The organism is Sphingobacterium chuzhouense, from assembly GCF_014692525.1.
GTDB classification, from domain to species: domain Bacteria; phylum Bacteroidota; class Bacteroidia; order Sphingobacteriales; family Sphingobacteriaceae; genus Sphingobacterium; species Sphingobacterium chuzhouense.
Window position 1 is genome coordinate 110,501 of sequence record NZ_JACNYL010000005.1, and the last position, 21,568, is coordinate 132,068.

A 21,568-nucleotide genomic window follows, 5' to 3' on the forward strand; every position below is an offset into this window, starting at 1 on the left:
CCCATCTTGATTATTATTACTGAACCTTGATTTTCTCGCTCCATATCTCCTGATGTTTTAGGTCGGAATACACCACTCGATATTTACCTGGACAGAGCTTAAATACGACTTGAGGATCGGCATCTTTTTTATTTAAGGTATAAACAGCTAAGGATTCCCCATAATCTTCTTTTTTCAAAACTTTGATCAAGGTGTATATATCTCGATTTACATAGTTTTGTGGAATCTTAATATCTACGTTTTTCTGCACATCAATCCCACATTCTACCGCTGTCCTGCTTGCCAGAAAATTATGCGGACGATTGGGCTTTCTTACATTTTGTTCTAACAGATATTCAAAGTCTGCAGTAGATTCTCCTTTCGGAACATAGTAAATCAAGGCATAATTCGTCTTTCCGGATGGAATGATTGCTTCCAGTACCGTATTTTTACCGACATCCATTTTCCGGTAATGATACTTCCCCATTGGGGTATACTGCAAGATGGAAGCTGCCGTATCCAATAAACTATCTTTAGCTCCAATCCCGATCAGGTGATAATAAGGTGGTTGATTCGGTATGCCACTAAATAGAACCTCTATATCTCCTTTATTATATCCTAATGATTTCAATACCTTTTTATCTCCTGGATACAATTTATCAAACCTCGTCCCGTGCTGTTCACGCGCATTATAATTCACAAAATCTCCGAACAGTCCTATCCCTCCATATTTTTCGGGATTGTGATAAACTCCGTCACCATCGACGATAAATCCGCTTTCCCGAAATTGATAGGATTTGCAAGCGCACAATAGAAATACAATTCCGCAAAAGTAAATCCATCCTTTTCTATATATATTACTATTATTTACCACAAGTTTCAACTATTTTTCTAGATTTATGGTTATCGGTAATGTGTAAGCAACACGAACTTTTCTACCATTCTGAATTCCTGGTCTCCAAGGTTTTGCCTTTTTTAAGGTTTCTATTGCTGCCTCTCCTGTGCCGTGCCCTAAGTCTTTTATTATTTTGAAATCTCCCAAGGTGCCGTCTTTCTCAATGATGAAACTGACAACGACCTGCCCCTTTACTCCTGCATCAATAGCCTCTTGTGGGAATTGATAATTTTCTCCTATCCAAACACGAAACTCGTGTAAACCTCCTTCTGGCTCTGGATTGATTTCCACTGCAGTGAATACTTTATCATCAGTATTCCCCTGTTCCTGGGGAGCTACTATAACTTCCGTAACTGTCGTTCCATTTTCTCCCTTACGTGATTTTCCTTGGTGTGTTATTTTCCATTTGAGTTTTCCTTCTCTCTCTGCCTTACTTTTAGTTGTATCCTGCTGTATAATGTTTTCTAGATCTTCCGCCCCGATAGGCACTATATTTTTTATTGAGGTATTAAAAGCCAACGCGACTCCAGACACCATTAATACAGTTGGCAAAATTAATAGATATTTTGCCCGATTTATTTTCTTCGATTTATTTTTGAATAACATCATAATGCGTTGTTTTAAAAATGATTGATTGGAAAACTCATGTGTCAATACACTATGGGAAACACCCATGGCATTTAAGACCAACAACTCTGCATATTGCACCTTATCTTCTGAGCATGCCTTATCCGCAATACATTCGTGCTGAAACTTAAGTTCTTTCAAGTAGAAATAAAAAATCGGGTTAAACCAATTGAATACGCGCACAATCTCTACAAATAGGATATCATAGCTATGGCCTTGCTTCATATGAATTTGCTCATGCGAAGCAATCACATCGCGATGTTGCGTTTCCTCGGCAATGAACACCCGGTTGAAAAAAGAAAAGCTCCGTTGCTCGATACTATTATCTCCAAAGGTTTTAAACACGCGATACAGCCGGATACCTAACCAAAAGAACATCAGTCCTGTACCAGCGATATAAAGAAATCGAGCCCAATCCATAGTTGACCACGAATGGTTATGTTCCAAGGTATCTGTCACCCCCACAGTTTCCATTTCTGGAAAATCAATTATTGCCAATGGTCGATATACTTCCCTATGATTGCTCAAGTCTACAAATTGTAACAGCGGTATCACGAATGAAACAGCTATTGCACTCAGTAAATAGATCCTGTTCCACTGAAAAAACGTGAGGCGTTTTAACACCAGTATGTATATTACAAAGAACAGTATCAACGATAAGTTTGCTAAAATCAGATAAGTCATAGCTTTTTATTTTTTATTCCGTTGGATGATTTGCATAATCTCATCCAATTCCTTTATATCCACTTTCTTCTCTTCCAAGAAAAAAGATAGCATACTCGTTGTGGAATTATCAAAATAATTCTGCAAGAGTCTTCCGGTAATTAACTTCTTATATTCTTCTTTGCTAATCTTAGGCAAGTAGCGGTGGCTTTTGCCAAAAGACTCATGTTCTACGAAACCCTTGGTTTCCAGAATACGAATAATAGTAGATACTGTATTATAAGCCGGCTTCGGATCTGGCAATCGGGCTATGATTTCTTTCACGAATCCTCCTCCCATGTTCCATAGTTCCTGCATGATCTGTTCCTCCGCCTTTGTAAGTTCTTTTATTTCGTCCATAACTCTATTTATTAAAAAGACAATATTGCCTGCAATCGATTGTAAGAACAAATGTAAAACTAATTTTTTAGTTATACAACTAAAAAATTAGTTTTCATCTTATTTTCTCTTCCTCTTCATAAAAATATTCGGTTATCTTTGTAAAAAGATATTATAAATGGGATTTATACGCAATCAACATCGCTACCCGCTAAAATATTGGATTAAACGTAGTGCTGCATTTTCGCTATGTATCGTTTCGATTTCGATTATTAACGCGATATACACTGACCAAGCTAACTTTTGGCTAAATACCTGTGTGGGGTTCGTTGGTTTCTTCAGTATCATTATCTGTAACCTTATCTTGCATATTCATTTCGATGTAAAAGACCCCATTAAGTCTCCTATAAAAGTGAAGATATTTGGTTTTTTGGTGACCTTTACCATATGTCTGAGCATGTTAGCTTTGTTATATTGTTTAGGGACACTGAGCCCGGAAGAGGAGAAAATCATCGCAGGCTCTCTCTTTAATTTTATTTTTCTCTCTGCCTTTAGAGCGGCTGTTATAGATTTTATCGTTTTGCTGTGGTTGTATTTTTTGATGACGGATTACTTTAAAAATCAACTGGAACTAGAAAGGTCAAAATTAGACAAACTAAAAGAACGTGCTGTTAACCAAATGTTGCGCCAACAAGTTCAGCCTCATTTCCTATTCAACGCCCTTTCTAGTTTGAAATCGCTTATTAAAAAGGATAGCGCCAAGGCTGAATCTTATTTATTACAACTCTCTGATTATTTACGTGGAAGCTTTATGACCTCAGAGGATGGTTTAGCAACTGTCCAGCAAGAACTCAAACTTTGTGAAGATTATCTTTCCATGCAGAAGCTTCGATTTAATGAAGCAATACAGTTTGATATCCAAGTGTCAGAAAATGTCCAGCAAGATTTATTACCCATTTTCTCTTTGCAACCGTTGGTTGATAACGCACTGAAACATAACTTTTATACAATTGATCATCCATTATTTATTACTATCCGTGAACAAGGAGGGTGGATAGTTGTGAGCAACAATGTATGTTTACGCAAACCCTCTATGGGAGACAATAATAATTATGGACTGAATAACCTCAAAGAACGGTTCAGTTATTACCTTCAAGACAGTGTAATTATTAATGAAAATGGGACTACTTTTGAGGTACGGCTTAAACTTATTCAACATGAGAACCATCATCATTGAAGACGAAGACTTGACAGCTGAAGATTTGTGTTTGACGCTAAAACGTTTAGAACCGAATATGCAACTCTGCGCCCGTTTGACAAGTGTGCGGGAGGCAATAACCTATTTTAAAAACGATCAGCCGGTTGATCTCATTTTCAGTGATATTCAGCTTGGAGATGGCGAGTCTTTCGATATTTTCAAGACAATCCCACCGAAGGCTCCTATCGTATTTTGTACAGCTTATAACCAGTATATGATGGAGGCTTTCCAACATTTCGGGTTAGATTACATTTTAAAGCCGTTTTCTGATGAAAGCATTCATAAAACTTTAGAAAAATACCGTCTTTTACGGCAAGCATTTAATAAAACTACACTCGACATGGTTCATTCGGTAAACGAAGGCAAAATAGCCGATAGGACAAAAAAGTCCTTGGTTGTTATACATGGCGATAAAATCATTCCCGTTCAGATAACCGATATTGCCCTTTGTTATATTGAGTTCGACAATGTTTTCGTCAAAACACACGGTGGCAAGGAGTACCTGATCAATAAATCTTTAGAAGAAATGGAGCATTTACTGGGCGACGGTTTTTTCCGGGTAAACCGCCAGCATATCTTAAATCGCGATGCAATTGCTTTCGCAAATCTAGGTCTGTCACGTAAACTAGCTATCAATTTACATGTAGACCATCCTATCAAGATTTCGGTCAGTAAAGAAAAATATCATACTTTTATACAATGGTTGGAGGGATAATTTGAGATTTGAACTATAAAAAAGAGATGTTTCACCGAAAAGATTGACGGTTCAACCGATATTTTGTCCGCTTCGACCGATTTTTTATAAAAGTCTCGTTACATTTCATGCATATTTGTTTTGGTTATTGGTTAGGTTAATTCTTTAGTATTAATATTCAAAACAAATAGTCGATTGATGAACAAGTATGTATTGATTTTCAAAACCTCTATTCAAACAATTTTAGAGCGTTCCCACCTCATTGCGAAACTTTATCAGGTATCAAAGGACATCAAATTTGCGACAGTTGATCTGGACGATGAGGATTTTATATTACGCATTGAATCTACTCAACGTAATGAAGATTTCATTTCCAGATTCCTACACTTAGAGGGACATAAAGTGGCATTTTTGGCCGCCTTTGAAAAAGATGAACAAGGACGACCTTTGGCTGTAAGCCATTTTCGGGAATAGGAGTTACTATTAATCGAAATTGAATTTCTTTCTACGATTCTGTTTCTTTTGGGATTGCTTTTTCTTTCGATCTAATCGATCCAGAATTTGGGACTTAGGAATTTTTGTTGCTACCCGTTTCTTCTCCTTTTTTAGCGCTTGATAAAGGAGATCAAAGAAACGTGCCGTGACAATCTCCTTATTCTTCACTTGGCTTCTTTCGGTCGAAGCCTCCATTTGCAACAGACCGTCTTTATTTAATCGGTTGGCTAATTTTTGGCGAACACGTATTTTCTCATCTTCTGTCATACTTTCTGATTCATTGACATTCCAGATAAGTGTTACCTTTGATTCCACCTTGTTTACATGCTGTCCTCCTGCTCCTCCGGAACGGGAGGTTTTGTACGCAAGCTCTTTTTGTAACAATTCATTGTTCATAATTTAAATTTAAGTATTTTTCTCAGTTAAATAAAAAACTCCACACAAGATCATATAGCTTATGTGGAGCAATAAAACATTGATATACTATTTTTATATCTTCCCTACCAACCTGGGTTTTGTTCAAATTGCTGCATTAAGTCCATATCCCGTTGCGGGATAGGATACAATTCATGTTTACCTTGTGTTGTATACCCTGGTTGCCCAACTACATAATTCGGCGAATTAGCAGATTGCCACCATAATCCTAAGTTCACTGCTGTAGCCCGCACGGTTTCATAATAGATTCCCCAACGGATAAGATCAAGTTTACGGTGCCCTTCAAATGCCAATTCGAATGCACGTTCTTTTCGGACAGCGTCCCGAAATCCACTAATATCTAAACCAGACGGTAAATCGGCCAAATTACTGCTTGCTTCCATTGGCAATCCATACCCTCTTCTACGCACCATGTTGACAGCCGCATAAGCATCTGCCGTAGGTCCTTGCTTCCATTCATTTACTGCTTCCGCGTACAGTAATAGCACATCGGCATATCTTAAAACATACCAATTGATATTTGACATATCGTTATTGATGAGCGCATTACTTTGGGGCACATATTTCTCCGTATCCCATTTGCCTGGTGTGTAATTTTGTTTTTGCGGTTGTTTTCTAGTCGGATCAGCATCGTCCGCTCTAGCTTGTTCGTCCGTATCATTCGCTCCTTTTACCCATAGTACTTTTGCCGGGTTATATTGATAATTAGCAATCGCGATATCTCTACGCAAGTCTTCAGGATATGTACGCCAATCAAGCGCAAAAGTGTGTACAACACGCACGTTTCCCGCGTTTCTTCCTCGTTGACCCGCGATTTCTGTTGCACGGACACCATTCCATTTTCCTATCCGGCCAATGGGATCTTGTGCCCCGTTTACTGCGGTAGGTGAATAGAAAGAAGCTTCAATCAAACTCTCTGCCGGGTTCCAGATACCGGAGCCAGCATTTTTCCACAATTGCTCGTAATCGGAGAGCAAACCATGTTTATTGGAGGTTATTAAAATTTCCGCCGTATTGGCTGCCAATTCCCATTTTGATTCATCTCCAACAGGATATCCAGCCCAAGTCGCATATACTTTTGCCAATAATCCTAGAGCTGCACCTTTCGAAAATCGGAAACTATTATCACTTCTTTTGGTGTCATCAGCTGCGTAAGGCAGATTTTTTACTGCATACTGTAAGTCTTGTTCAATAAACTCATACACTTTAACAGGCTCTTCTTGCACAAAAGTAGACGGATGTTGATTAGACATTGCCGTATTCGTTATTAATGCGATGTGGCCATATCGACGCAACAACTCAAAGTAAAACAATGCTCTCAAACTTCTAGCTTCCGCGATGTATATAGTTGCCAATTCCCGATCCTCATTGGAATAGTTTTCCATCTTTTCCTCAATACCTTCAATAAAATCATTGGCATTATATATACCATTGTATAATGCGGCCCACGTCCGTTGTATTTCAGCTTGATTTGCCGAAAAGGAATTGGTTGGTATAATCCGAAAGTTCTCATTAGAATTACCTTCCACTTGGGAAATATCAGTCCCCAGCGGAAACAAAATAGATAAATGATAACCATACACTGCATCTACAACCATGTTACGATATACTCCCAACAGTACATTTTGTGCTTCTGCCGCATTCGTCATGTAATTATTTTTGTCGATATCCGTATACGATTCTTCCGATAGATAGTCTGAACAAGCCGTATTAAACATTAATAAAACACCTGTCAGGATATAATATATTACTCTTTTCATCTTTCTTAAAGTATTTCGTTAAAACTGCACTTCCAATCCAAATGTAAACACCTTACTCCTTGGGTAAGCTCCCCAATCAAGTCCAGGTGTCATAGGATTACTCGCGTTTACGCTCACCTCCGGGTCATACCCACTATATCCCGTTAGTGTCCATAAATTTTGCCCTACCGCATATACGCGAGCACGAGACAATTTTGCCTTGCTGATCCATGTAATGGGTAAATTATAGCCAACCGCCACATTTTTTAACCGCAGAAAGGAACCATCTTCGATAAAGCGGGAATACACATCGTTCGTCACATACCCATTCGTAGACGGTACTTTATTAGAAGCGTTTGTAGGCGTCCAACGATCGGCTACCTCCGCTAACATATTCCGGCGACCGCTGCGGGATTGTGTTGAATACAAACGGGTCGCATTATAAACATCGTTGCCATAATTAAACTGGAACAGAAAGCTTAAATCGATTCCTTTATACTGAAAGCTATTCGTAAACCCGCCAAACCATTTAGGAATAGCATTTCCGATAACCGTACGATCATCTGTAGTAATGATACCATCACCCGTTTGATCTTTATATTTTACCATACCTGGCGCCAGATTCGACATCCGCCGGTTGTCTGTAACGCCTTCTTTCAATAGTAATCGTCCGTCCGGCGTTGTATTAAAATCACTGTATTGATAGATTCCATCAAATTCATAACCATACATCAGTCCTAACGATTGTCCTACGTACGCAACATAATCGTATTCCGTAAAGTTGCTATCAAAATTCGAGCGGGAAAACATGGCTTCTACACCGTCTTGTAAAGCCCTCAATTCATTTCGGATAAAAGAGATATTAAAACTCGACTCCCAAGTGAAGTCTTTCTTTTGGATAGGTCTACCGACAACCGTCCACTCAAATCCCTTGTTACGAATTTTACCGATATTCTGGTACTGCGCATCAAAACCCGTTACATGCGCAAGTGATTGTGCTAGCAGTAAATCCCTGGTATCCTTTACGAACAAATCGGTAACCATTGTCAATCGATTGTTGAAAAAGCCCCAGTCAAGTCCAAGATTTATCGTAGAAGCTCCCTCCCATTTCAAGTTTTCATTTCGAAGATGTTTTGGTGTCAGTACGGTATGTGTAGTGGTGCCGATACCATATCTACTCAACTCATATAAATCCAAAGAAAGATAATTCGGTATTCTATCATTTCCAACTATCCCCCAACCTGCACGGAGTTTTAGGTTGGATAATACGCTGACATCTTTTAGGAAGGATTCTTCCGAAATACGCCAAGCCGCCGCAAAGGATGGAAAATAACCCCATTTATTCTTACTAGAAAAAACAGTAGAACCATCGGCACGCATAGTAGCTGTTAATAAATACCGATCACCATAATTGTAATTTGCACGAGCAAAAAATGATAAGAGCTTTTGGTCAAAAAAGTCTGTTGTAACTCGGCTAGGTGTAGCCCCTACACCAAGATTATTATTTCCAAGATTATCAAATGGAAAATCCATCGCTTGCCCTAATAGGTATTCTGTGCTTCGGAAAGAAGCCTCCTGTCCGACCATGACATCATAGCTGTGTTTGTCATCTATCTGCTGTTTCCATGTCAGGTTATTGTAGTTCACCCATCTTAGGTTTTTTCCAGCTTGCGTTTGCCCGTATGGTTTCTGTCCGTTACGATAAGCTTGTCTGGAGTCTTGCTTGTAAAAAACATCATTTCGATAATTTGTGGTATTGTATGTTCCGGCCGATCGGAATGTCAATCCTTTCAATATCTGCCAAGTAACAGAGAGATTTGTTCCCCATAACTCTTGTCTCCTGTCATTTGTCACCGACTCGGTTTGCAAGACGGGGTTCACCTGTGCAAGACTTTGACCTTCTTCCAACATCTCCGGGTCTATTGCAGATTCCAAAAGCGTTCGATCATCTACACGTAATCCACCAGTAGGACGTGCACTGAAAATTTGGGCTAGCATATTAAATCGTCCGGCATCTTCTGTCGTACCCACCCCCGCTCTATTGACCATCGCATAATTAACGCGCGCATCCAATGTAATGGAATTGGTCAGTTTCTGATTGATCCGCATATTAGCTGTTGTCCGACCAAATCCGCTGTTATTGAATATCCCATCTTCCTTGTATCGGTTGAAGGAAAAGTTATACCGTGTTGCTTCAACACCCCCATTGACCGATACATTATGGTCTTGCGACCAAGTAGGACGAAATGTTTCTGACTGCCAGTTAATACCTGGAACGCCAATGTAATCCTCTGCCGATTGGTATTTGAACGGAACACCGTCATCATCTTCTCCCTCCCTATAATAAGTCGAGGCATAACGATCGTTTACATCTGCTTGCAACTTCACAAATTCATACGGCGACAACAGTTCCAATTGCTTATATATCTCGCGGTGGCTGGTTGCTCCGGTATAGGTTATCCTTGGTTTCCCTATTTTACCTTGCTTTGTCGTTACCAACACCACGCCATTTGCCGCTCGTGCTCCGTATATCGCTGAAGCCGAGGCATCCTTTAAGACATCAATTGATTCAATATCCGTATTAGCTAAAAAATCCAGATTACTCACCTCGAAGCCATCTACGATATAAAGTGGCGAGGCATCTCCGGTTAATGTCCCCACTCCACGGATATTCACGCTAAAACCAGAGCCTGGCTCACCGTCAGCCTGAGTAATCTGCACACCAGCTACCTGTCCACCTAAAGCACCCAAAACAGAACTTGTTCTAAACTCTTCGATATCCTTTGCTCCTACCGATGCTACTGAACCGGTCAAATCACCACGCTTCACTTCTCCATATCCGACGACAACAACTTCTTCCAACGCCGAAGCTGAAGGTGCTAATCTAATAACTAAGTTATTCTGTCCGCTGATTCGTAGTGCCTGATCGATGTATCCTACATAACTGATTTGTAATGTCTGTCCTTGGCTCACCCGTATAGAAAATGTACCGTTATCATCCGTTGATGTGCTTCCGGGTTGTCCGACCACCGCGACCGTCGCTCCTTTTAGAGGTGTTTCAGATTCATCAAGCACAGTTCCTTTCAGTGTGACACGTTGTGCATACAGCCCAACGGACAACAACAATGCGATAATGGACATGATGAGCCTCTTGTCCAATACTTTCCTTATTATCATATTATACATATTCTTCTTAAAATTTTGAGTCAAACCATAAAACAATCGGAAATATCTGTCCGCCACTTGCAGGGTCATTGCCATTGGTTTCAAAAGTGACCTGTCCCACCATAACACCATTAGCAGTTTCTCCATTATACGTCCATTTATTCGGATTCACGATTACTTGAAAGGTATTGGGATCTATATACGCCAATGTCTGATGATGTGTGTTACTGCTAACATTTCCGAAATAAGACAATGGATCTCTTGACCCGTAATTTGGATTTATTCCTCTATTTTGTGCGTAGGTATTCCAAAGATTCTGTAAGAATGTATTCGCACCATTTGGTTGCCCGCTTCCGTGCGTTCCGAAGAAATTATAGTAATTGAAGTTCCGCCTGTAATCCAATGTGAACCTGCTCATATTATTCACACCATTAATATTAGGCTGGATGGAGCGCCCACCTGCACCGGGATTCACTTGGAAAACAAATGGTGAATATTCAACAACAACCATTTCAGAAGCGTTGCTCGGCGAGGCCAAGGCTTCTGAATTATGGAAGAATACAGGTGTTTGTATGGAATACTCCGATGGCGTGCCTTTTCCTGCAGTAGCCGTCACCATGAAGACACCACAATTTCTGGCAGCAATATTTCCCAGGGTAATTTTGCCGGTGTTTATATCTATTGTTGTTCCTGAGCCCTGATGAATACCTTGGATTTCGTAAGTCACTGATACCTTTGCATCCGTTGTCGGCGTTGGGCTAACCGAAGAAAGCGGCGCGCCTACTGCAATACGAAACTGGTTTGCATAATTTTCAGCCGGCGATAGCCCTAAATTATTTCCATATCTTACATAGGTAAAGTAATTCGGGTTAGCACGCACGGTCAAGGTGAAAGAGGCAATAGTCGGATTGGCTTCTTCACTTTTCGGGTTTGTTGCTTTTACCTTAATGGTATAGTTTCCGATAGGAATCGTATTCCCCTTAGGTGAACTGATATTGCCCACGTGATCAAGCGTTATATTACCTTGCAGTGGAGATGGCAAATCAAGGAATTCAAAGCGCACCTCATCCCCTTTGAAATCGTCATCCAGACTTATATCAAAAGCAACCGCCTGTATGGCATCTACATTTTGGTAAGTAAAATTAGCTATTGGTTCAATATACTCTACCACGTCTAACTCAAACACATCTTCAAAATCGATCCCTTCTGCAGCATAGGCATTCTTCACATTCACAGTCACTGTGTATTTTTGCCCTGCTGTAAGACCATGGTTCTCTGCGACCGAAATGACGCCCGTTTGCGGGTTGATTGTTATTTTATCTGTTGCTGGCAGGATATTTTTGATGGCATATTGCACTCCCTCAGTCGAACCTTTTAACGCAGGTGTATTACTACGAAACGTTGTTTTTCCACTAAACTCTGATTCTTCTTCTAATTTTCCCTGAGCAGGCGTATACGTTAGTGCTAAAGGTTCGGAGGTTACATCAATTTCAATTGCATTTTCAAATATCCCTTCATCCTCTTTTGACGCACCAGTTGTCAATTTTAGAGCAAGTACATATTTGCCAGGAGATAGGCTTGCATCTCCCCGTACAATGGATATCAAACCGGAAGAAGAGATCGCAAAATACTTAGAAAAATCACTTCGTGCTATTTCATACTTGGTAATAGAAACGTGGTCGTCATCTGTTGTTACCTGAGCTGTAGGCAATTCTATCGGACTGGATGCATCCACGACATCCGCCCAGCTCACTGTCAGCTTGTTCGGCGTGACAGTAATCCCATCGGGAACCGGCTTCATCATATTGATTGCTAACGCATCTTTAAACTCATACCGTGTTCCATTCGAAGAACAACTAATGGTAAGCTTATATACCCCCACGGGCATATCCGATGTTTCTTTGATGCTAATACTACCTGTTTCCGAATCGATTTCGAAGTTATTTCCGGAATGTGTCACATCGTCTAGCGTGACATGTGCAATCTTAAAATCTGTTGGTGCAGCTCCAATGTATGAAGGCGGATTAATAACACCCGTCATAGACGGACCTATATCCGTCATCCCAGTATAGTATAATGTAAAATCTGTACTGTCAACAACCTCCGTTTTTTCACACGCTGTCGTCACAAACAAGGATACCCATAGTATGATAAGATATTGTTTCCACTTCATTTTTATATTTATATGGTCCATAATAGTATATGTTAGAGATTACAATTTAAATTATATGTTTTTCCATTCACAACAACGTCAACGCTCACTCCAGAATCTCGATAAGACTCTTTAAACTTTGCATTAATTTGCACGGAAGCTGCTTGGTTAGCGGGATATAACACGGTGATATAACGGGCGGTTTGATTTGCTCCTTTTTCCATATTGATCTTATAGGCCTTGCGGTTTGTCATGACGCCCGGAGCATAGGAAACCCGGCCTTCGAACGGAGTCGTTGTCAACGTTTCGTTTCCAAATGTTCTGGCGATGATATTATTTCCGTCAGCAAAATGAGTATGTGCGCCATGCTGTGCCGTCGATAATACGACTTCATCTTCCCCTTCGCACAGGTGGAAGTTCAGGTTAACCGTTCCTGCCGCGTTCCCAATACCTTCATCCACCAATACAAAGAATTTCTTTTCTACAAAGAAGATATAACGACGATGTTTTAAGTTATTATAGCCTTGATTTTCCGTTACCACAACCTCCTGCTGGCCATTCGAAAACACCCCGAGTGATTTACCTTTTGCATTAACAATATTTTGTTCATTAAGCGTCATGGTATTATGTACTCTCGTCTGACGGTACCATATCCTGGCACTATTGTCGCCATCACTCATATACGCATATACACCAGCATCCGGGAAGAAATTCCGTCCATTGTGATAGAGCTCAAACGTTCCGTTATCCGGCTGGTTATGGCTCCATACCTGAATGGGGCCTTCTGCATAATTATTGCTATGAATCAACATCGTGGAAGAACGATCCCACCCGTTGCGCAACATATAGTAACCAGAAGATACGAATGCTTGGGATTCGGTAGAGGGCTGCGTTCCACGTTGACCATATGTACTCATATACAACAGTTCATTGTCTTGCGGAAACATCTCGTTATATCTTGAGAAGTTTCGATTAAGTACTGATCTCGTCCAAGAGCTCTGCCGTGTATCATTGAAGCCCGGAACAAGCTGACCTCCCGGAGGGTTCAAAAAATAATTAGGGTATGTGAAGTGCATGACTACTTGTGCTGCTTTATGCAAATATTGATTGAAATTTGCCGCTGCATCACCGACTATTTTTTTATTTGCTTCTGCCAATTTCATGATTTCATAAAAATCGGCTATGGCGCTGATATGGTAACTGAAATCCAATTCATAATGCATCCCGTCTTCCAAAAACTGGTTTTTCACTTCCGTATCCAAAATCTGGAAACCTGTATTTCTCCAGTTCGCTGCTTGTTTGAATTCGGGGAACAAAACGCCCGCTGACACCAACGCGCTTGCCTGTGATATTAAGATATTACCACTATCATAAGGGTATTCCACTAGAAAATCAGCGTGCTCGGCAAAATGCACCATAAATTTGGTAAACCATTCCGGTGTGAAATTTGTCGAATTTTTATAATACTCAAATAATTGAGTTTGCCCCAATGTCCGCTCCGCTACTTGAAGTTGCCACCAAGTCGTATTGTTCGTTCCAGATGCTGGTTTTGGATTATTTTCCAGCCAATCGCCATATACACTAATCCAAGACTGAATGTGCTTTTCATCCTTAGTTACACGATATACCTTAGCCTGTGGCACGAACCACTGATGCCTATGCAGTTGCCGTTGGTACTCGTTATCTGCTCCTACTGGCTCGAACGCCCAATTAATTGTACCTCCATCATTTAACGAGTAAGGCATTTTAGCATTGGCATCTTCAAAATAATTGTTCACAAAAAAGCGATAACTATCTAGTGCAAAACTCGCTTTGAGTTTATCATCTTCACTAGCCGATGGATTGATAAGCGAAATTACCGGATTCACGATACCGGTTCGCGACCGATAGTACTCTAGGATAGCTTGTGCAGCACGTCCATACGCTTCCGATTCATAGAATGTCTTCGCATTTTCCAGTCCCGGATAATCGAGATTGATTACTTCAAATATTTGAGAATCTATCGCCAAATTCCAGTTATTCTGTTCTTCATCGTCAGCTGTTGAACCTGGATTCTTGAGGTTCTCTTTCGTGCAAGCAAGAAAAACCAACGCCATAAAATATATAGCGAGGTGTTTTAAGGTTATCATCATATTGGTTAAATTTTTATTCATTAATTAGGTCGAAATAATTCTTTTATTTCCACAGTTTTATTGGGTATTAGTGGTTTAGCATAATAAGCTAGAAATAAAATATAACCGACTGTTAGGTACAGAACGGTCATGGCGTACCGTAACCCAATATAATCGCCCAAAGATCCCACGATCAAAGGCATTAATGCCCCCCCGAAAATACCGGAACACAGTATTCCCGAGAATGAGCCATGATGCTTTAATACGGAATTGAGTGCCAGAGAAAAGATAATGGAAAACATCACTGATATGGAGAATCCGCACGCCATAAAGGCATAGTACGATATTCCCTTCACGCCAAACAACGCGAACGTTATCATCACTAACGTAATGGCGGAGGCTATCTTAAGAATCAATCTTGAATCAAATATTCTTAGCAGTCCTAAACCTACAAAACACCCGATAGACATTAATCCCCAGAACCAAGCAATCACTCTAGCTCCTTCTGTAGTGGGATCGACCCCATGATACTGCTTTAAAAATTCAGACATCCAGTTTGCCAGTGCTTGCTCTGTACCTACGTAAGCCACAATTCCTAGAAAGAACAAAATAACTTTTTTATCTTTTAACAATTCTGCATACAGCGATAGTGTTCCAGCTTTTTCGTCTTGTTTTCGATTCACCTTTGGTATGTTGATAAGGGCAACGGTTAAGAATACCACGATGAATATCAAACTAAACAACCAATATAGCACCGTCCAGTTCATCTCTCCTCTAATCAATGAAGACAAAAATTTTGCTATCCCATCTGCGGATGCCGGTTGTGCGATTTTCTGCATTAAATAAGTAAAGACGAATGGGCCGACAAAAGAGCCTAAACCAAAAACCAATTGCCCCAATACGGAGTAGAATGCAAAATTCTCTTCTCCTCCTGCAACCCGCATTAGCGGATTGATAATAACCTGCAACATCGCCATTCCAATGCCAATCGTAAACAAGGAACCTAAGGCGATGGTATAAACTGGATAAACGGCAATAGCGATAGATCCTAAAAAGTTAAGCGTAAAGGCAATAAGCATGGATTTTTTTTCGCCTAATCGCTCTACCATCATTCCCGCCGGGATGGACATTACGCCATAAGCAAGGAAGAAAGAAAAAGGTAAAAATGCAGCCATTGTAAGACTTAATTGATAAGTCTCGATAACAATCGGAATCAACGGACCTATGATATTGGTGACAAAAGAAATCACAAACCAAATAACCAAAATGATCGCGACTAAAAACTTACTTCTTTGCATCTTTAAAAACGATTATGACTGTGAAAATTTTAGGTTTTTCTCTTTTCATGTTTAAGGTATTCATTTCCGCTGTACGAAAGCTAAATACCTTAACACTTCATCAAAATTAAACTTGATGAAGATTGACCCATTTCAATTTTGATTATTAATGTTTCAATATTGGTTAAATCGATTCATTTTCCCCTTAAAAACAGCTTAGGGCACATTTTTTTCTAAATATTCGCTAGGCATAAATCCATAATATTGCTTGAAAGCCGTAGAAAAGTAGGATGGGGAATTAAAACCACACATATATGCGATCTGTGCTACGGTATATTGTTTTTGTTTCAATAAATCCACTGCTTTTTTAAAGCGGATACGTTTAATAAAATCTGTTGCAGATTCCCCTGTAATTGCTTTCAATTTGAGATACAGATTGGAACGGCTCATCCCTATTTCTTTACTAAATTTATCTACAGAAAAGCCAGAATCACTCGTATTGGATTCGATGATGGTAATAGCCTGACGCAAGAACTCTTCATCCATAGCATTAAAAGCGATATTTTCCGGAACAATCTCGTTACTAGAAGAATAGTATTCTTTTAGTCGTTTTCTGGTTCTTAGAATATTCTGGATTTTAGCATCCAATATGGCTACGGAAAACGGCTTAGCAATATAATCATCCGCCCCGACGGCCAATCCTTGTATTTGATCACCTGTTTCAGTTTTTGCCGTTAATAGGATAACCGGAATATGGCATGTATTGATATTCTGTTTTATTTTTTTACAAAGTTGAATACCGTCAACTTCCGGCATCATCACATCGGAGATAACCAAATCGAACGCCTCTTTTGTCAATATATCTAACGCTTCCCGTCCATTATAAGCAACCCTTGTTTCGTAACGTTTTCCGAAATAATGATTTAGATATTCTACAATCTCTCGATTATCATCCACAATCAATAAGGTTTCGCGCTCCTGCATGGATGCATCAACTTCTTCAGAATGGCTAGTCAGATGAGCATCAGCGGCATCTGGTATCTCTTCCTTTCCAATAATGGCGTCATAATCCACCCGTTCCTCTGGGGCATAATATTTTTCGTCGTAAGGAATTTGGACGGTAAACACACTCCCCTTCCCTATTTCACTTTCTACATCAATACGACCGTGATGCAATTCCACTAACTTCTTGGTGAAAGCTAATCCTATTCCCGAACCTAGGTTCATTTCGCGGGAATCTACTTGATAAAACCGTTCGAAGATTTGTGATTGCTCTTCCGAAGGAATGCCGATTCCGGTATCCAAAACGCTGATTACGAGTAACTCCTCTTTTTTCTGAAGACGGATACTAATCTCCCCTCCTTCTTTGGTATATTTAAAAGCATTGGATAGTAGATTGAAACATACTCGTTCTATCGCATCCCGATCAAAAAATCCGATCATCTTTTCTTCGGGACATATAAATGTATAGCCTATATTATTCTTTTCTGCCATCGTACTGAATGATTCGTAGATTTCTTTCACAAAACGTACGATATCACTCTCCGCAATCTTCAGTCTTTTCGTATCTGCTTCTACCTTCCTAAACTCCAATAGCTGATCCACCAACTGATATAATCTTTTGACATTCAATAACATCAATTCAAGATATTTTTTTATGGTCGAATCTATATCTTTATTATTTAGGAGTTCTTCCAATGGCGATATAATCAATGTCAATGGTGTCCTAAATTCGTGTGAAATATTGGTAAAAAAGTTGGTTTTCATCTTATTGATTGTGTCCACTTTTTCATGTTCTATCCTCTCTAATCGCAGCTTACTACTTGCAAACTCACGTTGCAGACGTTCCATTTTGAGTTGGTGAAGTGTCCGCATACGTTCTGTGACAACAGAATAAGCGACATAAGCAATAGCCAGCCCAAACACCGATATAATGATATAAAACCAATTGCTTTTCCACCATGGCGGCAATATTTTAATTTTTATACTACGCATGGTGCTGAATTCTCCCAAGGGACCGACAGCCTCAACTTCAAACTTATACGTACCCGCCTTTAAATTCGTATATGTGGCACTTGATACGTCCGTGCGCTCCACCCAGTCCTCATCAAACCCTTCTAACCGGTAGCGATATCTGATCTTGCTGGGAGCGATATAATCGAATGTATTAAAATAGATGGTAAATTGCTTATGGTCATGATTCAGCTCAAATGAAGATTGTTTATCAATATGCTGGTCTAAAATCTGATGGTGATCTCCTGCAAATACAGGTCTATTCAACACTTCCAATCTGGTGAACATAATACGAAGCTGGAGTTTCTTGGGAACGGCTTCCTCGGGTTTGAAATACGTGAGACCATTGATGCCCCCAAAAAGCAATATACCATCAGACGTTTTCTCTGTAGCAGAGAGGTTAAACTGACTGATCTGTAAACCGTCTCGATTGTCAAACAATAAGTATTCGCCATTTTGTGGATCAAGCCGCAATAAATTTTTGGCGGTTGTAAGCCACAAATTTCCATCATTATCGCATAGCATCCCATAGATGATGCCTTCTATTCGCTTTCCGTTTTCAAATATTTTAAAAGATTTACTTTGTTCATCGTAGTAATTCAGACCATCTCGAGTGGCTACCCAAATTGTCTGATTTTTATCTTCTACAATAGCTGTAATAACGTCACTACTCAGATTTGATCCGGGGAAAACCTCAAAAACAAGTTGGTCGGGATATAGAATGTTGATACCATTGGTCGTTCCTATCCATATCCTTCCTTTACTGTCTTCCACCATGGTTGTAATTTCATCAGCTGAAAGCCGAGTTCCTTTTTTGTCCAGATAGATATGGGAAAAATTTTGATTCGATTCATTAAATCGATCGAGACCAGATCTTGTCCCTACCCAAATACGTCCCGTTTTGTCTTTTAAAAGCGCATACACCATGTCGCCCGCAATAGACGTTCCATCCTCCGGATTATGTCGAAAAACAACCGTTTTTCCGGTTTTAGGGTTAAATATCCCCATACCTGCATTGTGTGTACCGACAAGTACATTCCCTTGATTATCAAAAGCGATAGCTTTAATATTATTAGAGGCAAGTGAAGTCACGTCTTCTTCGCTATGTGAATAGAATTGAACTACATTTTCTTTCCGATTCCAAAAATTCAACCCTTTATCATTAGTTCCTATCCAAATATTTTGGGCTGCATCTTCTTTAATAACGTTTACGACATTGTCATTTAGAGAGAGATTACCTGTATTTCTATTCAAAAAGCTAAACCGGATATCATCGTTGTGGAAGTAGGAAACACCGCCATAAAAGGTCCCCATCCACATACCATTTTGCTTATCCCGATAAATATATCGAACGGAATTTTGGCTTAATGTATGCGGAACGGACGGTTGCTGAAAGTAGTTTTGTATGACCTTGGTTTTTACATCGAGTATGCTCAATCCTTTAAATGTTCCAACCCATAAATTGCCTTCCTCATCTTTGGCAAGACTCCGCACATCATCATCCGCTAGACTGGAATAGATCGAACCAATCCTATGTTTATATTGTTTTATTCCACGAGTAACACGGGTATATTCAAAAAGCCCATCTCCTTCCGTGCCTATCCACACGTATGTACTATCTACAACAATGTAGTTTACATTTAGTCTTGCATCCAACGCAAATTTACTGACCTTCTTTTGATTGCTGTCCAATTGCAAAATACCTATATCGGTACTAAGCAAAAGCAAATGGTCCATTCTGGCAATACTCGAAATACTGTTAACTTCAGTAGCAAAATCGCCTAGATCAACCTTGTGAAAACTGTCGGCTACCACATCCAATTGATACAGGTCACCGCCATTTGTTGCCATCCATAGCTTACCATCCATATCTTGACCTAAAGCAGTTACAAACCACTCTCCTGCCTTAATTTCGAGATCGTAATTATGAAAGGATTCGGTAACGTAATCAAATGAACTAATCCCTTTATTTCCACCAACCCACAATTTTCCTTTACTATCTACATACAAACTTCGAATATAAGAGGAGGAAATGGTGGTGGTATCCGTTTTGTCCGGTCTAAATACTTGGAAAGAGTTTCCATCATAACGATTAAGGCCGTCTTGAGTACCCAACCACATAAAGCCCAAACTATCCTGCACAATGGTATAGACGGTGCTTTGCGAAAGCCCTTGTTCTATTGAAATCGTTCTGAATTGCCGTTTAGTGTCTTGTGTCCATTGTGCGCATACACACAATGGACAGACCACATAGGCCAGAAAGAATATTTTCAATAGGTGTAATTTCATTTGGATGGCTCAAATTTACAAACCAAATATTTCTCTTTCTGTATCCGAATAGTTTTTCAAGTAATTTCGCATATCAGCGAGGGTTGTTTGATAACGCTTATCGTATACTAAATTTTTTGTTTCTCCCGGATCGGACTTTAAATCAAACAGCTGTTCTCTTCTTTCTCCTTTACTGTAAATAATATATTTATATTGCGATGTAATAACGGCTCGACCTTTTATATCCAGCAAAACGGTATTATCCGCAAAATCGGTCTCTACGACCAATGTATCTCTCCATTCGCTCTGTTTACCATGCATAATTTGACTGATATCTCTACCTTTTAGGTAAGAGGGCCCTTCAATCCCGGCATAAGAACAAGCAGTTGTCATGATATCCGTCCCGTTACAAATAAGTCGATCATTGACTTCTGGTTGAAAATCGCCAATCTTAGAAATAATAAAAGGTACTTTGATCGATTCTTGATACAATACCTGTTTTTGGTTCCATTGATGAGCAGCATATCCATCACCATGATCACTGGTAAAGATAATAATCGTATTGTCTTCCAAACCATATTTTTTAAGCCCGTCTAAAATCATCTGCACATATCCATCAACTCGCTCTACCAATCTATTATATGCCCAACGATATTGTCTCCATCTTCCTTCCCCCCAATCTATTGACGGATAGGTGCGCAGGTTTACTTTTTGTTGTTCACGTATAATCGGAGGTTCAAGAGGTGATATCTTCCAATTGTAAGGTAACTCTGGGCATTCTTCCGGAGGCGGAGGGTTGTCTATAAAATCCATTTTTAAATAGTCGTCTCGTGCCCATTCACAAATATCGTGTGGATTGAGAAACGAAGCCACTAACAAAAAAGGATGGTCTTTGTTTTCTTTCATGAACCGCGCACTGTAAGCAGGAATTGCAGCATCCATGAAATCACCTGTCCAGGTATTTTCAATATATTCGAATCCATGTTGAGCGATATTGGATGCCGGCAATGGTATGTGCCATTTGCCTACGTAACCTGTTTTATAACCCGCGTCTTTAAATATTTTACCCATAAACAATAAGGAATCTGGCCATTGTCCATCTTCTTCTGGATAATTCCCGATAAAGCCGTTCTCACTGGGCATAACGCCACTAAACATCGACGAACGTGACGGCGTACACAAGGGTTGTGCACAATATGCCTCCGTAAATCGCGTACCGTTCGACGCCAAGAAATCCATGGCCGGCGTGTGCAAATCTTGGTTTCCGGCACAACTCATCGCCTCAGCTGTTTGCTGATCGGTCATAATAATCAATATATTAGGACGATCTGAACGATCTGTCTGTGCACTTAATACAGCACACCAGAGAAATACGATAAAAAATGAAATGCATGTTTTCATGTTACTTTTTTGCTTTAA

At 39.9% G+C, this 21,568-nt stretch carries 14 protein-coding genes; 3 read left to right on the forward strand and 11 right to left on the reverse strand.

Annotated features, from left to right (window positions below):
- Positions 1–16: 16 nt before the first annotated feature.
- Genes H8B21_RS18210 through H8B21_RS18220 form a run of 3 tightly spaced genes read right to left on the reverse strand, consistent with a single transcriptional unit; the run spans position 17 to position 2,563 of the window.
- Complete coding sequence (locus tag H8B21_RS18210) at positions 17–862, reverse strand: hypothetical protein (RefSeq protein ID WP_190315282.1); 846 nt, start codon at positions 860–862, stop codon at positions 17–19.
- Positions 863–2,185, reverse strand: coding sequence for a M56 family metallopeptidase (locus H8B21_RS18215; protein ID WP_190315283.1), 1,323 nt, complete (start codon positions 2,183–2,185; stop codon positions 863–865).
- 6 nt (positions 2,186–2,191) lie between these two features.
- On the reverse strand, positions 2,192–2,563 hold the full coding sequence (locus tag H8B21_RS18220) for a BlaI/MecI/CopY family transcriptional regulator (RefSeq protein WP_190315284.1): 372 nt from the start codon (positions 2,561–2,563) through the stop codon (positions 2,192–2,194).
- Positions 2,564–2,720: 157 nt separating this feature from the next.
- Between H8B21_RS18220 and H8B21_RS18225 the strand changes: the two genes are divergently transcribed.
- The 3 genes from H8B21_RS18225 (at position 2,721) to H8B21_RS18235 (ending at position 4,968) form a co-directional block, all read left to right on the forward strand.
- Complete coding sequence (locus H8B21_RS18225; protein ID WP_190315285.1) at positions 2,721–3,779, forward strand: sensor histidine kinase; 1,059 nt, start codon at positions 2,721–2,723, stop codon at positions 3,777–3,779.
- A complete protein-coding gene (locus H8B21_RS18230; RefSeq protein ID WP_190315286.1) occupies positions 3,760–4,515 on the forward strand; it encodes a LytR/AlgR family response regulator transcription factor in 756 nt (251 codons plus the stop codon). The genes H8B21_RS18225 and H8B21_RS18230 overlap by 20 nt, the downstream gene beginning before the upstream one ends.
- A gap of 177 nt (positions 4,516–4,692) precedes the next feature.
- The gene (locus tag H8B21_RS18235; RefSeq protein WP_165295434.1) at positions 4,693–4,968 is read left to right on the forward strand and encodes a hypothetical protein; all 276 of its coding nucleotides are present in this window, start codon (positions 4,693–4,695) and stop codon (positions 4,966–4,968) included.
- Positions 4,969–4,977: 9 nt separating this feature from the next.
- Here the strand turns inward: H8B21_RS18235 and arfB are convergent, their stop codons facing one another.
- The 8 genes from arfB to H8B21_RS18275 form a co-directional block, all read right to left on the reverse strand.
- A complete protein-coding gene (gene arfB / locus H8B21_RS18240; RefSeq protein WP_190315287.1) occupies positions 4,978–5,385 on the reverse strand; it encodes an alternative ribosome rescue aminoacyl-tRNA hydrolase ArfB in 408 nt (135 codons plus the stop codon).
- 104 nt (positions 5,386–5,489) lie between these two features.
- Complete coding sequence (locus H8B21_RS18245) at positions 5,490–7,184, reverse strand: RagB/SusD family nutrient uptake outer membrane protein (protein WP_190315288.1); 1,695 nt, start codon at positions 7,182–7,184, stop codon at positions 5,490–5,492.
- A gap of 18 nt (positions 7,185–7,202) precedes the next feature.
- The gene (locus tag H8B21_RS18250; protein ID WP_223815129.1) at positions 7,203–10,475 is read right to left on the reverse strand and encodes a SusC/RagA family TonB-linked outer membrane protein; all 3,273 of its coding nucleotides are present in this window, start codon (positions 10,473–10,475) and stop codon (positions 7,203–7,205) included.
- On the reverse strand, positions 10,357–12,501 hold the full coding sequence (locus H8B21_RS18255) for a surface glycan-binding family protein (RefSeq protein WP_223815130.1): 2,145 nt from the start codon (positions 12,499–12,501) through the stop codon (positions 10,357–10,359). The genes H8B21_RS18250 and H8B21_RS18255 overlap by 119 nt, the downstream gene beginning before the upstream one ends.
- Before the next feature lie 32 nt (positions 12,502–12,533).
- Positions 12,534–14,612 carry a heparin-sulfate lyase HepC gene (gene hepC / locus H8B21_RS18260; protein WP_223815131.1) on the reverse strand — a complete coding sequence of 693 codons (2,079 nt, stop codon included), beginning with the start codon at positions 14,610–14,612 and terminating at the stop codon, positions 12,534–12,536.
- A 20-nt stretch (positions 14,613–14,632) separates the two neighbouring features.
- Positions 14,633–15,889, reverse strand: a complete 1,257-nt coding sequence (locus H8B21_RS18265) for an MFS transporter (protein ID WP_190315290.1) — start codon at positions 15,887–15,889, stop codon at positions 14,633–14,635.
- A gap of 195 nt (positions 15,890–16,084) precedes the next feature.
- The gene (locus tag H8B21_RS18270) at positions 16,085–20,170 is read right to left on the reverse strand and encodes a hybrid sensor histidine kinase/response regulator transcription factor (RefSeq protein WP_190315291.1); all 4,086 of its coding nucleotides are present in this window, start codon (positions 20,168–20,170) and stop codon (positions 16,085–16,087) included.
- 15 nt (positions 20,171–20,185) lie between these two features.
- Entirely contained in the window at positions 20,186–21,550 is a 1,365-nt protein-coding gene (locus tag H8B21_RS18275) for a sulfatase family protein (protein ID WP_190315292.1), read from the reverse strand.
- Between the last annotated feature and the right edge of the window lie 18 nt (positions 21,551–21,568).

Coding starts and splice junctions, on each gene's coding strand:
- H8B21_RS18215 (WP_190315283.1), bottom strand. CDS start 2,185: ATGACTTATCTGATTTTAGCAAACTTATCGTTGATACTGTTCTTTGTA.
- H8B21_RS18220 (WP_190315284.1), bottom strand. CDS start 2,563: ATGGACGAAATAAAAGAACTTACAAAGGCGGAGGAACAGATCATGCAG.
- H8B21_RS18225 (WP_190315285.1), top strand. CDS start 2,721: ATGGGATTTATACGCAATCAACATCGCTACCCGCTAAAATATTGGATT.
- H8B21_RS18230 (WP_190315286.1), top strand. CDS start 3,760: ATGAGAACCATCATCATTGAAGACGAAGACTTGACAGCTGAAGATTTG.
- H8B21_RS18235 (WP_165295434.1), top strand. CDS start 4,693: ATGAACAAGTATGTATTGATTTTCAAAACCTCTATTCAAACAATTTTA.
- arfB (WP_190315287.1), bottom strand. CDS start 5,385: ATGAACAATGAATTGTTACAAAAAGAGCTTGCGTACAAAACCTCCCGT.
- H8B21_RS18245 (WP_190315288.1), bottom strand. CDS start 7,184: ATGAAAAGAGTAATATATTATATCCTGACAGGTGTTTTATTAATGTTT.
- H8B21_RS18250 (WP_223815129.1), bottom strand. CDS start 10,475: ATGGAGAAACTGCTAATGGTGTTATGGTGGGACAGGTCACTTTTGAAA.
- H8B21_RS18255 (WP_223815130.1), bottom strand. CDS start 12,501: ATGAAGTGGAAACAATATCTTATCATACTATGGGTATCCTTGTTTGTG.
- hepC (WP_223815131.1), bottom strand. CDS start 14,612: ATGATGATAACCTTAAAACACCTCGCTATATATTTTATGGCGTTGGTT.
- H8B21_RS18265 (WP_190315290.1), bottom strand. CDS start 15,889: ATGCAAAGAAGTAAGTTTTTAGTCGCGATCATTTTGGTTATTTGGTTT.
- H8B21_RS18270 (WP_190315291.1), bottom strand. CDS start 20,170: ATGAAATTACACCTATTGAAAATATTCTTTCTGGCCTATGTGGTCTGT.
- H8B21_RS18275 (WP_190315292.1), bottom strand. CDS start 21,550: ATGAAAACATGCATTTCATTTTTTATCGTATTTCTCTGGTGTGCTGTA.